The sequence below is a fragment of the Arthrobacter sp. SO5 genome, assembly GCF_020532805.1.
Classification (GTDB): domain Bacteria; phylum Actinomycetota; class Actinomycetes; order Actinomycetales; family Micrococcaceae; genus Arthrobacter.
Map to the genome: position 1 here is coordinate 58,970 of NZ_MQTQ01000030.1, position 14,783 is coordinate 73,752.

Below are 14,783 nucleotides of genomic sequence, written 5' to 3' on the forward strand. Positions count from 1 at the left end.
GTCCCTCACCCGGAATTCGCTCCTGAAGCACACGGACGAGACCTGGGACGTCCAAGTGGCCCTGATGGAGCATCTTGAGAGCGCGTGGGACCAGCCGGACAACGGCCTCTGGGAGATGCGCGGCCCCCGGCGGCACTTCACGCACTCGAAAGTGATGGCGTGGGTGGCGGCGGACCGCATGGTCAAAGGCATCAGGGACTTCGGCCTGACCGGCCCGGCGGACCGCTGGGAGGAACTGCGCGACACCATCCATGCCGAGGTGATGGCCAAGGGCTTCGACGCTCAAAGGAATACCTTTGTACAGTCCTACGGGCGTCCGGAACTGGACGCGAGCCTGCTGCTGATCCCCCGGGTGGGGTTCCTCCCGGCGGACGATCCGCGGGTGATCGGAACCATCGACGCCGTCCAGCGCGAACTCACCCACGACGGCTTCCTCCGCCGCTACCTTCCGGCGGAGAGCGACGACGGGCTGCCCGGCGGGGAGGGCGTGTTCCTGGCGTGCTCCTTCTGGCTGGTCGATGCCCTGCTGGGCGCCGGCCGGCGCAACGAGGCCGGGGAACTCTTCGAGCGGCTCCTGGCGCTGCGCAACGACGTCGGACTGCTGAGTGAACAGTGGAGCGTCGGTGACGGCAGGCAACTGGGCAACACCCCGCAGGCATTCAGCCACTTCGCGCTCGTGACGAGCGCCCTGCGCCTGCACGGGGACGGCGTCTTCCGCAGCGATGGTCCGCCGGGCAGCTGGCCCGGGGGTTTACGCCGGTAAAGGCAGTAAGTATACTTACTAATATCCCAACGTGGGGTAGAGGACTAAGGAGAGTGCGATGGCTGGATACTTCGAGCTTGTGGACGCGCCCGACGGCGGCTACCGGATTCGGATACTGGACGGAGCCGGAAGCCTGATGGCCGTCTCAGTCACGTTTCCCACCAAGAGGGCAGCCGTGGCCGGTATCGCCCAGGCCCGCGAGATTGCCGGAACCGGGCTGATCCGGGACCGCAGCACCGGCGCTGCGGCGATGGTCCAGGCGCCCAGGTTGACCCGACGGACAGTGGGCGGCGCCAGCCGGGGTACTTCGGTGGCCGGCGGATCACTAGCGGCCGGAAAGCGGGCGCGGGCACATCACTGACATGACGGGTGGCGGCCAATCCGCCGGACGGGTCCGGTCTGGGCACAGGGCGGCGGTGCTGTTCGACGTCGACGGCACGCTGGTCGACTCCAGCTACCTTCACACCCTGGCGTGGTGGCAGGCCTTCCGGCAGGCCGGCCACGACGTGCCGATGGCCAGCATCCACCGCTCGATCGGCATGGGCGGGGACAGGATCCTCGACAAACTGCTCCCGGCCGGACGGGACCACGACTCCGACGACGAAATCATGGCCTCGCACGCGGCTGTTTTCGCCACGTTCTGGCCTGCGCTGCGGCCCCTGGACGGTGCCAGGGACCTGCTGGCGCAGTGCCAGGAGCTCGGGCTCGCGGTCGCGCTGGCCTCTTCCGCCCGGGAGCGGGACCTGGCCGTCCTCCGCGCCACCATCGGGGCTGACGACTTCATCGACGCCGCCACCAGTTCCGCTGATGCCAAGGAGAGCAAGCCCGCGCCGGATATCCTTGTCGCGGCCCTCGACGCCATCGGCGTTCCGGCCCGCGATGCCGTCTATGTAGGAGACGCCGTCTGGGATATCTACGCCGCCCGGGCTCTGGGCATCCCGGCCATCGGGCTGACGTGCGGCGGCACCAGCGAGGCGGAACTCCGCGACGCCGGCGCCGTCGAAATCCATGACAGCCCCCGGACCCTGCTGGCGAACCTCACGGAAAGCGCCATCGGCAAGCTCGCGGCCCGCGCGCCGATGTAGCAGTCCTGCCGCGTCGTGGCGGCAGTTGGCGGCAATGTTTGTGCAGGCGACTGCCGCGAAGTGCGATCTCGGCATACGCTGGCGGGGACTAACAACCGACGCGCCACCCTAGGGAGCTCCGCATGACACGACAGCACCAGCTCGGCCGGGTCGCCGTGGTCACCGGCGCAGGCTCCGGGATCGGCAGGGCGGTGGCCCGCCTGCTGCTGGCCGAGGGCTACCGCGTGGCGCTTGCCGGGCGCCGTGAGGCGCTGCTGCTGGAAACGGCGGCAGGCCATGCACAGGCACTTGCCGTTCAGTGTGATGTCACGGTGCCCGACGACGTCGAGCGGTTGTTCGGCGCCGTGCTGCAGGACTGGGGCAGGGTGGATGTGCTGTTCAACAACGCCGGCGTGTTCGGGCCCTCGGCGTCGGTGGACGAGATCGGCATGGCGGACTGGGAAGCCACCGTGGCGGTGAATGTGACCGGTTCGATGCTGTGTGCGGCGGCGGCGGTCCGGGCGATGAAGGCGCAGACGCCGCAGGGCGGCCGGATTATCAACAACGGCTCCATCGCGGCACACGCACCCCGCCCCCGCACGGTTGCCTACACCGTCACGAAGCACGCCATGACCGGGTTGACCAAGAGCATCGAGCTGGACGGCCGCGGCTTCGGCATCACCTGCGGGCAGATCGACATCGGCAACGCAGCCACGGACCTGATGGAGACGATCGGCGTGGGCTCCGGGGCGGTTCAGGCGGACGGCAGCCTCAGCGTGGAGCCGACATTCCCGGTCGAGGATGCCGCGCGCGCGGTGCTGCTCATGGCAGGGATGCCAGCCTCCGCGAGTGTAGGATCCGTGGTCATCACGGCGTCCGGGATGCCGTTCATCGGCCGCGGCTGAGTGACCGCGGCTAGCCGCTAGAGGGGCAAGAGCGCGGACAAGTCTGCGCGTAGCCCGGAGGCCGCAACCCGGCCGGCGCCGACGGCGTCGGCCCAGCTCAGCTGGCCGCTGACCATCGCCAGCCAGGTGGCGGCGTCGCACTCAATCACGTTCGGGGGAGTGCCGCGCGTGTGGCGCGGACCCGCCACGCACTGCGTCACCCCGAAGGGCGGGACGCGGACCTCCACCGAATTTCCCGGTGCCCGCGCGGTGACCTCCTCCAGCGAGAAGCGCACCGCCGTCGCAAGGGTGTTTCGCGGCAGCGGACCGGCCGTCCCGGCTGAATCGGGGGAGCCCGACGCCGGCGGGTTGGCCTCCAGCCACGAGGCCAGCGCCGCGCGGCCCTCGTCCACAGCGATCCGGCGTCTCTGAACTACCACTAACCTGCCTCCAGCCCGGCGATATTGCGGCCGCCTGCCGGAGGCCAAGTCCAGAATACGCCATCGGCGAATTCCCGTGGGAATGACAATATTCCCTAGTGCGCCCTACTTTGCGGGCCGAAAACGATAATTCCAGTCAGGCCGGAACGAGTATTCCAGACGAAAAATTCAAGCGGTGCAGTAAATAAATCAAGTAACGGAAATGCTGGCGTGGCGGGTCGCCGGGCGTCCATGCTCGAATAGAGGGCTGACCGCAGAGACGGCAGCAGCCGGCGACGCAGAAGTCATAACAGGTGACTCATGAAGCGCGGTGCCGGATAACTGGCCGGTAATGGCGGCGGAAAAAGCAACCGAGGTTTGGGGGTCATTCGCCTTTTCTTTTCCCTATTCACGTTGGCTTCGCAGCGAAGGTCCCCCTATGCGTCCTTTCCTCGTTCAGAACATCCAACAGAATTTTGACTGGTCAGTCTCAGCGATTGCTACGCCGAGGCATCCCCGTACTTCCCGGTCGCAATAGCCGGGGCCATCGTCTGGGGATTGTGGTCTGTCTAGGAGCGCCTAGTCCAGCAGGGCCGAATCGAGGAGCGCCGAGACGGCGCTGCCGAGCCGGATCTTGCCCACCGGACGGCCGCCGCCCAGCACCGGATCGACGACCTTTTCCAGCACGCTGGCCACTTCGGGGATCTCGACGGCGCCGGCGGCCGCGAGGAGAGTCAGTCCAACGAGCGTCGTCGCACGGATGTTGCCGTCGAGGATCTTGATGGCAACGGACGCCCCGGTGGGGGTGGCCATGACGAGGACGCCTTCGGCGCCGATTTTGGCGAGAATGCCGAGCTCGTCCATGACGATGGTGTTGGCCCCGCCGCGGCCCTGCACGGCCCACGGGTAGTCCAGCATCGAGGTGGCGATCGTGGCGGCTCGTGCGTTGGAATTGTGGTCGCCGGGGGCTTTGGCCAGCTTCGAGAACGCCCGGGCCAGCCCGGTCAGGGAGACGGCGGCCACGGGGGCGCCGCAGCCGTCGATGCCGAGGTGGGCGATGCGCTCGCCGCAGTATTCCTCAATGACGGAGCGGATGCGCTGCTGCAGCGGGTGGTTGGGCTCGAGGTAGCTGCGGGTGTCCCAGCCGTTTTCGGTGCAGGCCCACAGGAACGCGGCGTGTTTGCCGGAACAGTTGAACGCAAGCTTCGATTTGCCGTGATCGGAGCGGACCAGCCAGTCCCGGGCGGTCTCGTCCTCGGGCCACGCGGCGGGGCACTGCAGCTGCTCTTCCTTGACCCCGGCAGCCTTGAGCATGCCCTCGACGACGTCCATGTGGTCCAGTGAGCCGACGTGGCTGCCGCAGGCGATCGCCACCTGGGCGCCGCGGAGGGGGACGCCGGACTGCATGGATGCGAGGGCCTGCAGCGGCTTGAGCGTGGACCTGGCGTAAATCGGCGTGGTGATGTCGCCCAGTTCGGTAACAACAGTGCCGTCCCCCGCTAGGACAACTGCGGAACCTATGTGGCGCGATTCGATGAACCCGCTGCGTTCAACTACTGCCAGTTCGACGGCGGACTCGACGGTGAAGGTGGCGTGGGAATTCAGGGGCATGCAGCCAGTCTATGGTGCCCGGCGGCGATACCCGGGTTATTCGACGGTGACCATCACGGACTGCCAGCCGGAGGCGCCGTCGGGCACAGGATCCGCACGCTTCTCCGTCTGGAGTTCACCGGTGGCGTCGGTGGCGCGGGCCTTGATGTAGTGCGGTCCCGGGGTGGCCTCCCAGTCGAAGGACCACTGACGCCAGGTGACGACGGATGCCTCGGCGGAGAGCGCGGCCTCCATCCAGGGGCCGCCGTCGATCTGAACCTCGACTTTGGTGATGCCGCGCGTCTGGGCCCAGGCGGTGCCGCCAATTGCGACCCGCCCGGCCGGGACCTTGGCGAAGGACTTGGGCACTTCAACACGGGCCATGGTCTTGATCGGACCGCGTTCGGCCCAGCCGCGTTGCGTCCAGTAGGCCTTGCTGTCCGCAAAGCGGGTGACTTCAAGGTCCACTACCCATTTGGTGGCCGAGACGAAGCCGTACAACCCGGGGACCACCATGCGCACTGGGTAGCCGTGTTCCAGGGGCAGGGCCTCACCGTTCATGCCGATGGCCAGCATGGCATCGCGGTCATCCTGGAGCACCTCCAGCGGAGTCGAGGCGCTGAAGCCGTCAACCGACGTGGAGAGAACCATATCGGCGCCGTCCTTGGGGCGGGCCATCTTGAGGACGTCGCGGATGGGCATGCCCAGCCATTTGGCGTTGCCGGCCAGGTTGCCGCCGACCGGGTTGGAGACGCAGGTCAGGCTGACATGGGATTCGATCAGTTTCGCGTCCAGCAGGTCCTGGAAGGTGAGCCGTACTTCCTGTTCCACGAGGCCGTGGACGCGCAACTCCCAGTCCTGGGCGTTGATTTCGGGCACGCTCAGTGCCGTGTCGATCCGGTAGAAATCCTTGTTGGGGGTCAGCCAGGGCGTGACGCCGGGGGCCGTGGACTGGACGCCCTCGGGCACGGCCGCGGCGGCCTTCGCCGGCGCGGGGAGCTGCAGCGATTCGCGGGCCTGGGCCACATTGCTGCGGACCGCGCTGAGCAGGCGGCCTCCGGTCGCTGCAATGGCCGATGCCGCGACAGTCACGCCGGTCGCGGCGAAAAAGGTGCGGCGGGTGGTGGCAGGGCGTTCGGGATCCTTGGCGGCCAGGTCCGAGGGCATGTCCGGCCACTGCTGCATCCGCCAGAGCCGCGTGACCAGAAGCCGCAGGACGATCAGCCCGGCAACGGTGCCGATCAGCGAGGGGATCGCGTCCAGGGGTTTGACGCTGGCCCGGGTCACGACGCTGGCGACGATGACGGCGCCCATCAGCAGCACGCCCGCCACGCCGAGCGCCCACTTTCGGTAGGCAACGATGCCCAACACGCAGGCGAGCAGCAAGATGGTCACCGCCATGCCGGCGAAGAGTGCGGCCTTGTCGTTAGTGCCGAACGTGGCAATCGCGAAGTCCTTCATCCACGGCGGCGTGAAGTCGATGAAGGTCGAGCCGAGGGCAATCAGAGGCGTCGCCCGCGCCGTGAAGAAGGCGCCGATCAGTTCCGCGACCGCGAGAACGACGGCGGCCGCAGCCACACCAGCCAACGCGGCCAGGGCGGTGGGACCGGCGAGCCGCCGATTGGGCTTCTGCTCGCGCTGCTTTATGGGGCTGGGCTGCTTCATACAGGGTGTTCGTAGCCGGCCGCCCCGAGGATTGTCCGGCCCGGGCCCGGGCCCGGGAGTGGACATGTCCCCCTTGTGCACTCAGGGATGGACATGCTGGCGTTATGTCCGGTGGCCGCGGCCGGGGCTGGGCATGTCCCGCGGTGGTCACAGCTTAGGAGCCAGCCGCGTCCACAAAGTACCCTTGGGAACTGTGAAGGTACTTGTCATCGGCCCCGGCGGCCGCGAACACGCCATTGTCCGATCCCTGCTTGCCGACCCCAACGTTTCCGAGGTCCACGCGGCCCCGGGCAACGCGGGCATCGGCAAACTGGTCCCCACGCACGCGATCGACGCAAACGACCCCGGGGCCGTTGCTGCCCTGGCTAAGCGGCTCACCGTCGATCTGGTTGTGGTGGGCCCCGAGGCACCTCTCGCCGCGGGCGTGTCCGACGCCGTCCGCGCCGCCGGAATCCCGGTGTTCGGCCCCAGCCAGGCCGCGGCCCAGCTTGAAGCGTCCAAGGCCTTCGCCAAGGAAATCATGGCCGAGGCCGGCGTCCCCACAGCGATGGCCCGAGTGGCGTCCAACGCCGAGGAAGCAGCCGACGCCCTCGATGTCTTCGGCGCCCCCTATGTCGTCAAGGACGACGGCCTGGCCGCAGGCAAGGGCGTTGTGGTGACCAAAAACCGCGATGAAGCCCTGGCACACGCCCAGCACTGCTTCGACGCCGGCGGCACCGTGGTCATCGAGGAGTTCCTCGACGGTCCCGAGGTCTCCGTCTTCGTCCTGTCCGACGGCCGCAACACCGTGGCGCTCTCCCCGGCGCAGGACTTCAAGCGGATCTTCGACAATGACGAGGGCCCCAACACCGGCGGCATGGGAGCGTACACCCCGCTGGAATGGGCCCCCGAGGGCCTCGTCCAGGAAGTCATCGACCGCGTGGCCCAGCCCACGGTCAACCAGATGGCCCACCGCGGCACACCGTTCGTCGGTGTGCTCTTCGTCGGCCTCGCCCTGACTTCCCGGGGCACGCGCGTCATCGAATTCAATGTCCGCTTCGGCGACCCCGAAACCCAGGCCGTCCTGGCCCGGCTCAAGACCCCCCTCGGCGGGCTGCTCATGGCCGCCGCCAAGGGCGAACTGGACAAGGCCGAGCCCCTGCGCTGGTCCAAGGAGACCGCCGTCGCTGTCGTCATCGCCGCCGAAAACTACCCCGGAACCCCGCGCACGGGGGACCGGATCCGCGGGCTCAAGAAGGCCGAATCCCTCGAAGGCGTCCACATCATCCACGCCGGCACCTCGTTCGATGACGAGGGTAGGGTCGTGTCCGCCGGCGGACGCGTCCTCGCGGTCGTGGCGCTGGGCACCGATCTGGTGGAGGCCCGTGAGCGGGCGTACGACGGCGTCGAACTGGTCCAGCTGGACGGCGGCCAGTTCCGCACCGACATCGGCCGTAAAGCCGCCCGCGGCGAGATCAAGGTCCTGGGCCACAAAGCCGCCGCCACGAAAGCGAAGGCATAACCGTGACCGCTTCCGAATCGGCCGCCCCGGAATCCCCGGCCCCGCAGCGCGGCCTGGACGCGGCACACGTGGACCTGCCGGGCTGGAAGCATATCTACTCCGGGAAGGTCCGGGACCTGTATGTCCCCGTGGACGGGTCCCTGACGGAGCGGATCGGCCAGGAGTCTGTCCTGGTGGTGGCGAGCGACCGGATCAGCGCCTTTGACCATGTCCTGGCCAGCGAGATCCCGGACAAGGGACGCATCCTGACCCAGCTGAGCCTGTGGTGGTTCGGGCAGCTCGGCGTGGAGCACCACGTGCTCGCATCCACGGTCGCGGAAGGCGTGCCCGCCGCCGTGGAAGGCCGCGCGATGATCTGCAAGAAGCTGGACATGTTCCCGGTCGAATGCATCGCCCGCGGCTACCTCACCGGCTCTGGACTTGCCGAATACCAGGAGTCCGGCACCGTGTGCGGCCTCCCGCTGCCTGCGGGCCTGGTGGACGGCTCCCGGCTCGCCGAGGCCATCTTCACCCCCTCAGCCAAGGCCGAGGTCGGCGAGCACGACGAGAACATCACCTACGGCGACGTCGAGGAGCTCGTGGGCGAGGACACCGCATCCCGGCTGCGCGAGCTCACCCTGGAGATCTACACCAGGGCCGAGGAGACCGCGCGCGGCCGCGGCATCATCCTGGCCGATACCAAGGTGGAGTTCGGCTTGGACGCCGCGACGGGTGTCATCACCCTGGGCGATGAGGTGCTGACCCCGGACTCCTCACGGTTCTGGGACGCCGCCACGTACGAGCCGGGCAAGGCCCAGCCCTCCTTCGACAAGCAGTACGTCCGGGACTGGCTGACCTCGCCGCAGTCGGGCTGGGACAGGTCCTCGGACGTGCCGCCGCCGGCGCTGCCGGCCGACGTCATCGCCCGCACCCGCAGCCGCTATGTGGAAGCCTACGAAAAGCTCACCGGACGCGCGTTCAGCTAGGCGTTCGCCTTGGGTCCGGCCGAGGCGGCGGCCTCGGCCCGGCGCTGGGCCAACCGGATCTCCAGGACTGCGTCCATGGCCTGCTGGACCCGGTCCGAGGCGCCGGCCGCGCTGAATTCCTTTTGTGCCTCCTCGAGGTACACGAGCGACTCCTCGGATTCCCCGGCGGCCTTGAGTGCCTTCCCGAGCAGAAGGGCCACCTCGCCGGCGACGTGCCGGGCGAGCGAGTCCTTCTCGGCGTGGATCTCCCGCAGCTTCTGGACCGCCGCGACGATGTCCCCGGTGAGGTAGAGCCACCGGGCGCGGATGAAGGCCACTTCGAGCTCGTCGGTCCTGTTGCCGCCCACGATCGAGAGGGCCAGTTCGGCACGTTCGATCGAGGACAGCGTCTCGGGCTCGACAATGCCGGAGGACAGGCGGACGGCGGCGGAGGCCTTGTTGAACCGTGCCCAGAGGTCGATGTCGTTTGCGGGGGAGAGCAGCTTGGCGGCCTTCTCGTGGTACTTGATCCCCTCGGGGTAGTCGTGCCGCAGGAAAGCGACGTTCCCGATCACCCAGGCAACCTCGCCGGCGAGCTGGGTCATCGAGTGGTCATCCATCTGGGCGTTCATTTCCTGGCAGTACTGCCAGGCTTCGTCGAGCCGTCCGCTTTCGGCCAGCGCGCCGATCAGCGCCCGCAACGCGCCGATGATCAGGGTGGACCCCTTCGGCAGTTCGGCGCAAAGCCGCACGGCTTCCTGGGCATGCTCGACGGCGACAGCCAGCTGCCCTTGGCCGTGGCAGACGGCCGCCAGCATCTGACGCGCCCGAACCCCCAGGCCGGCCGATTCGGCCGCCATCGGATGGTCCAGCAGGCGCTGCACAAGTTTCTGGCATTCCTTGAGCTTGCCCTGCTTCATGAGGCACTCCGCCTCCATGTAGGTCATGTTCCACCATGCGCTGGTGTTCTTGGCCTCGAGGGCGATCTGGGCTGCCGACGCCGCATGGGTGGCTGCGAGCTGATAATCCCGCAGGTCCCAGGCCTGGCGGGCATAGAGCCCGGCAAGGACATATTCGGCGTCGCTGACGGAAACCGGCTGGCTCCAGGCCTCCAGTGCCTTGGGCGCGAGCTCCAGGCGGCGGGCAAGTTCTTCAATAACTTCGGCTGTCGGTTCGCGGCGTCCGGTTTCGAGCAGCGAGATGTAGCTGGGCGAGTACACGTCCCGGCCCAGTTCCGCCTGCGTGAGGCCCCGCTCCAGCCGTTCCGCGCGGAGCTTCTCCCCAAATCCGTTCCCCACGGATACCTCCTAATTCTGGACATTCTTTGTACTAAATGCTTGACAGTCCCTGTGGAAAACATTTTACAATGTGTGTCAACAAGCGAAGTGCTGACTTGGCAAGGACCCCGACTCTTATTGAGGAACTCTATGTTGAAGAAGATTGCAACCGGTGCCCTACTCGCCGGAGCGCTGGCGTTCTCCGCTGCTGCTCCCGCAGTACTTTCAATCAATGCGATCGGCAACTGGCCGGACCCCATGCGCAGCACGCTGGCGATCGGCAACTGGCCGGACCCCATGCGCTCGCCCCAGGGCAGCCTCTCGGCAATCGGCAACTGGCCGGACCCGATGACCCACTCCACCAACATCGGCAACTGGCCGGACCCGATGTAAATCCTAGAAGCTTTGCCTGACAGCTCCGGGACACGCGCGAACCGTGTCCCGGAGCTGTTTTCTGTTTGCGGCTGCCCTGTCTTAGCCCGCCCGCAACCCGGGAGCCAGCACAACAAAAAAGGGCCTTCCGAATGGAAGGCCCTTTTCTTGTTTGGTCGGGATGACAGGATTTGAACCTGCGACCTCGTCGTCCCGAACGACGCGCGCTACCAAGCTGCGCCACATCCCGATCCGCTGCTACAAAAGCAACTTCACAAGAGTATCCGATCCGGGCCCCGGATGCGAATTCGGCGCCCGCCCGTCCGCGCGAGCGACCGCGCTCCCGCGCTCAGACCAGCGAATCCTTCCAGGCTCCGTGCAGCTGGGCGAAGCGTCCGCCGCCGCCGATCAACTCCCGGGGCGTGCCGTCCTCCACCACGCGCCCGTCGTGGACCACCAGAACCCGGTCAGCGGTCTCCACCGTGGACAGGCGGTGGGCGATGATGAGCGCGGTCCGGCCGGTCCCGGGACCGATGCCCCGCAGCAGCCCAGCGAGCCCGTTCTGCACGAGCCGCTCCGACGGAATGTCCAGCGAGGACGTCGCCTCGTCCAGGATCAGGACCGCCGGCCGTGCCAGGAAGGCCCGGGCGAAGCTGATGAGCTGCCGCTGTCCTGCGGAGACCCGGCCGCCCCGCTTGTTGACATCCGTGTCATAGCCCTCGGGAAGGGCCTCGATGAACGGGTGCGCCCCCACGGCCTTCGCCGCAGCCTCGATTTCCTGCCGGGACGCTTCCGGCCGGCCCAGTGCGATGTTGTCCGCTACGGAGCCGCTGAACAGGAAGGCCTCCTGCGTCACCATGACGACGTTCCGCCGCAGATCCGCCGTCGTGAGCTGGCGCAGGTCCACGCCGTCGAGCGTGAGCGATCCGGCGGAGACGTCGTAGAACCGGGCGATCAGCTTGGCGAGGGTGGATTTGCCGGCGCCGGTCTGGCCCACGAGCGCCACTGTCTGTCCGGCCGGGATGTGCAGGTCCATCACGGGAATGATCACGGGGCCCTCGCCATAGCGGAATTCGACGCCGGAAAAGTCGATAGTGCCCTTTGCTTCGGGCAAGGCGACGGGGTTTGACGGCGGCCGGACGGTGGGCACTTCCTCGAGCAGACCGGACACCTTTTCCAGCGCGGCCTGGGCGCTCTGGAAGGAGTTGTAGAACATGGCCATCTGGTCCACGGGCTGGAAGAAGCGTTTGGTGGACAGGATCAGGGCCAGCAGCACGCCGACGGCGAGCTCGCCGCTGAGCACGCGGAAGCCGCCGAAGAGCAGCACGACGGCGACGCAGACGTTGCCGATCAGCACCAGGCCCGGCTGGAAGATGCCATTGAGGTTGATGGAGCGGACGGTGACCTTGCGGTAGTCCTCGGCGAGTCCGGCGTACTGTGCGGCGTTCTCGCGTTCCTTGCGGAAGGCCTTGACCGCGCGGATGCCGGTCATGGTCTCGACAAAGTGCACGATCAGGCTGGCCGAGACCACACGGGATTCGCGGAAGACGATCTGGGAGTGCTTCTGGTACCAGCGGGCCAGGAAGTACATCGGCACGCCTGCGGCGAGCACTAGGAGCCCGCTGCGCCAGTCGAGCGCAAATACCGTGAGGGCGGTGAACACCATGAACAGCAGACCGGAGGCCAGCGAGCTGACGCCGGAGTCCAGGAGTTCGCGCAGCGCCTCCAGGTCCGAGGTCTGCCGGGCGATGATCCGCCCGGACGTGTATTTTTCGTGGAATTCCAGGCTCAGGCGCTGCGTGTGCCGGAAGACCCGGACCCGCAGGTCCAGCAGCATCGCCTGGCTGAGTTTCGCCGTCGAGGTCACATACAGGGCGGTGAGGCACGCCGTCGCGACGGCGGCGGCGAGGTAGGCGGCGCCGGTGAACACGAGCGGGAGGTTGTCGCCGGCCTGCAGGGCCGGCAGTGCCCGGTCGATGCCGAAGGCGATCAGTGCCGGGCCGGCGACCCGCGCGGCCTGGGAGAGCACGACGGCGGCGATGGTGAGCCAGAATCGGCGCCGGACCGGGCGGATGAGCGAGGCCAGCAGGGCCAGGGAGCGCCGGCGGACGGTCTTGCTCTCGCCCCGGGACAGGTGCGCGTTGTCCTCGTTGGCGGTGCCGAACGTTGTGCTGCTCATCGGGAAACCTCCTCGGCCTCGAGGGCGGACAGTTCGGAGTCCAGGTCCCGGGGCTCCTCGTCAAGGCTGGCGATCACGTGGCGGTAGTGGCTGTTCTGCGCCAGCAGCCCGGCGTGGGTGCCCACGGCGGTAACCCGGCCGTTCTCCAGCAGGGCCACCCTGTCCGCCAGCGCCACGGTGGACGGCCGGTGGGCCACGATGAGCGTGGTGGTCTCCGCGAGGACCTGGCGCAGGCGGGCCTCGACGAGCTCCTCGGTGTTGACGTCCAGGGCCGAGAGGGGATCGTCGAGCACCAGGACCGTGGGCCGGGCGGCGATAGCGCGGGCCAGCGCGATGCGCTGCCGCTGGCCGCCGGAAAGGCTCAGGCCCTCCTCGCCGATCAGGGTGTCCAGGCCCGCCGGCAGTGAGTACGCGAAGTGGGCCTGGGCGACGTCGAGCGCCTCCTCCAGGGCTTCGCCGCGGCGCTGGTCCGAACCGTAATCCGGGGCGCCGAGCAGGACGTTCTCGCGGACCGAGCTGGAAAACAAGGTGGTGTCCTCGAAAGCGACGGCGACGACGGTGCGCAGTTCCTCGACGCTGAACTCGCGCAGGTCCACGCCGTCGATCGTGATCGAGCCGGCGGTGACCTCATACAGGCGCGGGACGAGCTGGAGCAGGGCGCTCTTGCCGCTGCCCGTGACGCCGACCAGGGCCATGGTCTCGCCGGGCCGGATGTCCAGGTTGATGTCCTTGAGGATCGGTTTGTCCGGGGCGTCCTCGAAGGCGAAGGTGGCGTTGTGGAAACTCAGCGCACCCTTGACCTCGGCCGGGCGGCGGGGGGCCGCCGGATCGGTGATCGTGTTGACGGAGTCCATGACCTCGAAGTGCCGGTCCACCACGGACTTCGCGGTGAGGGCCATGGCCAGCAGCATGCCGCAGAACTCGACGGGGGCGGCGATGACGGCCGCGGTGGCGAAGAACGCCACCAGGGACCCGATGCTGAGGTCGCCCGTGGAGGCCAGCACGATGCCGACGACCAGCCCGGCGCCGAGGGCGAGCTCGGGCAGCAGCGTGACCACCAGGCTGAAGGTGGCCAGGTGTTTGGCCTTGGCGATCTCCGTCTGCCGGAGTTCCTCGGCTTGTTCGTTGAAGTTCTCAAGTGCCTCGCGGCTGCGGCCGAAGGCCTTGAGCACCCTGATGCCGTGGACGGATTCCTCCACCGTCGTGGCGAGGTCCCCGGCCTGGTCCTGGCTGCGGCGGGCCACCTTGCTGAAGCGGGTGCGGAAACGGAAGCCGTAGATCATGATCGGCACGGCGGCGGCGAGGAAGATCAGCGCCAGCTGCCAGCTCATGGAGAACATCACGACGACGCCGATCACCACAGTCAGGGTGGTCACCACAAGCATGATGGCGCCGAAGGCCATCCAGCGGCGCAGGAAGTTCAGGTCCGTCATGGCCCGAGAGAGCAGCTGTCCGGAGCCCCAGCGGTCGTGAAAGGACACCGTCAGGTCCTGCAGATGCCCGTACAGGGACACCCGCATCCGGGTCTCGACGGTGGTGGCGGGGTTGATGACGAACTGCCGGCGCAGCGCCACCAGGCCGGCCTCAGCCACGCCCAGCCCCAGAATCACCAGCGAGGCGGTCCAGACCGCGGCCGCGTCGCCGCCCGGCTGGAGGGACTGGTTGACCAGCACCCGCAGCACCTGGGGGATCGCGAGGGCCACCACGCTGGCCAGCAGCGCGCAGAGCAGGCCCATGACGAGCCGCGGCAAAATAGGTTTGACGTGCGGATAGAGACGGCTGATGGATGAGAAAAACGGAGTCTGCTTGGCCATGCCTGCTTCTTAAAAACGCAGCTGCGAAATTGACGCAACTGGATGTAGTTTCCTATAGCAACTACCCTAGGCCATCGGGTGACCGGGTTCACATGAATTGGGACAGCTTCAGCATCTCGCCCAGTCATTACATTCCGCAATGGGCGTCCGGCGCGCCACGGTCCGCGGGACATGCCCAGTCCTGGCCCCGGGGAGTGGGCATGTCCGCCTCGGTCCGCGGGACATGTCCAGTCCTGGCCCCGGGGAGTGGGCATATAGCCACTATGTCCATTCGTGGGCGCCGGGGGAGGGCATGTCCCACGGGGAGGGGA

At 67.7% G+C, this 14,783-nt stretch carries 13 protein-coding genes and 1 tRNA gene; 7 read left to right on the forward strand and 7 right to left on the reverse strand.

What is annotated here, in order from left to right:
- The 4 genes from BJG92_RS05450 to BJG92_RS05465 form a co-directional block, all read left to right on the forward strand.
- The coding region (locus BJG92_RS05450) for a glycoside hydrolase family 15 protein (protein ID WP_232083010.1) at nt 1–763 on the forward strand (763 nt) is incomplete at its 5' end.
- Between the two features lie 58 nt (nt 764–821).
- Entirely contained in the window at nt 822–1,124 is a 303-nt protein-coding gene (locus BJG92_RS05455) for a hypothetical protein (RefSeq protein ID WP_232083011.1), read from the forward strand.
- 1 nt (nt 1,125) lies between these two features.
- The gene (locus BJG92_RS05460; protein WP_232083012.1) at nt 1,126–1,848 is read left to right on the forward strand and encodes an HAD family hydrolase; all 723 of its coding nucleotides are present in this window, start codon (nt 1,126–1,128) and stop codon (nt 1,846–1,848) included.
- Nucleotides 1,849–1,970: 122 nt separating this feature from the next.
- A complete protein-coding gene (locus BJG92_RS05465) occupies nt 1,971–2,732 on the forward strand; it encodes an SDR family oxidoreductase (RefSeq protein WP_232083013.1) in 762 nt (253 codons plus the stop codon).
- Between the two features lie 17 nt (nt 2,733–2,749).
- Here the strand turns inward: BJG92_RS05465 and BJG92_RS05470 are convergent, their stop codons facing one another.
- The 3 genes from BJG92_RS05470 to BJG92_RS05480 form a co-directional block, all read right to left on the reverse strand.
- Entirely contained in the window at nt 2,750–3,151 is a 402-nt protein-coding gene (locus BJG92_RS05470) for a sterol carrier family protein (protein WP_232083014.1), read from the reverse strand.
- Nucleotides 3,152–3,709: 558 nt separating this feature from the next.
- Complete coding sequence (locus BJG92_RS05475; RefSeq protein ID WP_232083015.1) at nt 3,710–4,741, reverse strand: asparaginase; 1,032 nt, start codon at nt 4,739–4,741, stop codon at nt 3,710–3,712.
- A gap of 36 nt (nt 4,742–4,777) precedes the next feature.
- Nucleotides 4,778–6,385, reverse strand: a complete 1,608-nt coding sequence (locus BJG92_RS05480) for a molybdopterin-dependent oxidoreductase (protein ID WP_232083016.1) — start codon at nt 6,383–6,385, stop codon at nt 4,778–4,780.
- Between the two features lie 193 nt (nt 6,386–6,578).
- Here BJG92_RS05480 and purD point away from each other — a divergent pair, with 193 nt between their 5' ends.
- Together purD and BJG92_RS05490 are read left to right on the forward strand one after the other, a co-directional pair.
- Nucleotides 6,579–7,886, forward strand: coding sequence for a phosphoribosylamine--glycine ligase (gene purD, locus BJG92_RS05485; RefSeq protein ID WP_232083017.1), 1,308 nt, complete (start codon nt 6,579–6,581; stop codon nt 7,884–7,886).
- A gap of 53 nt (nt 7,887–7,939) precedes the next feature.
- On the forward strand, nt 7,940–8,851 hold the full coding sequence (locus BJG92_RS05490) for a phosphoribosylaminoimidazolesuccinocarboxamide synthase (RefSeq protein WP_232083023.1): 912 nt from the start codon (nt 7,940–7,942) through the stop codon (nt 8,849–8,851).
- Here BJG92_RS05490 and BJG92_RS05495 read toward each other — a convergent pair.
- Nucleotides 8,848–10,128, reverse strand: a complete 1,281-nt coding sequence (locus tag BJG92_RS05495; protein ID WP_232083018.1) for a helix-turn-helix transcriptional regulator — start codon at nt 10,126–10,128, stop codon at nt 8,848–8,850. The two genes, BJG92_RS05490 and BJG92_RS05495, sit on opposite strands and share 4 nt — an antisense overlap.
- A 129-nt stretch (nt 10,129–10,257) precedes the next feature.
- Here BJG92_RS05495 and BJG92_RS05500 point away from each other — a divergent pair, with 129 nt between their 5' ends.
- Complete coding sequence (locus tag BJG92_RS05500; protein WP_232083019.1) at nt 10,258–10,500, forward strand: hypothetical protein; 243 nt, start codon at nt 10,258–10,260, stop codon at nt 10,498–10,500.
- A gap of 152 nt (nt 10,501–10,652) precedes the next feature.
- Here the strand turns inward: BJG92_RS05500 and BJG92_RS05505 are convergent.
- The 3 genes from BJG92_RS05505 to BJG92_RS05515 form a co-directional block, all read right to left on the reverse strand.
- Nucleotides 10,653–10,729, reverse strand: a tRNA-Pro gene (locus tag BJG92_RS05505).
- Nucleotides 10,730–10,828: 99 nt separating this feature from the next.
- Nucleotides 10,829–12,658 (reverse strand): ABC transporter ATP-binding protein, encoded by a 1,830-nt coding sequence (locus tag BJG92_RS05510; RefSeq protein ID WP_232083020.1) that lies wholly within the window; start codon nt 12,656–12,658, stop codon nt 10,829–10,831.
- Entirely contained in the window at nt 12,655–14,472 is a 1,818-nt protein-coding gene (locus BJG92_RS05515; protein WP_232083021.1) for an ABC transporter ATP-binding protein, read from the reverse strand. The genes BJG92_RS05510 and BJG92_RS05515 overlap by 4 nt, the downstream gene beginning before the upstream one ends.
- Between the last annotated feature and the right edge of the window lie 311 nt (nt 14,473–14,783).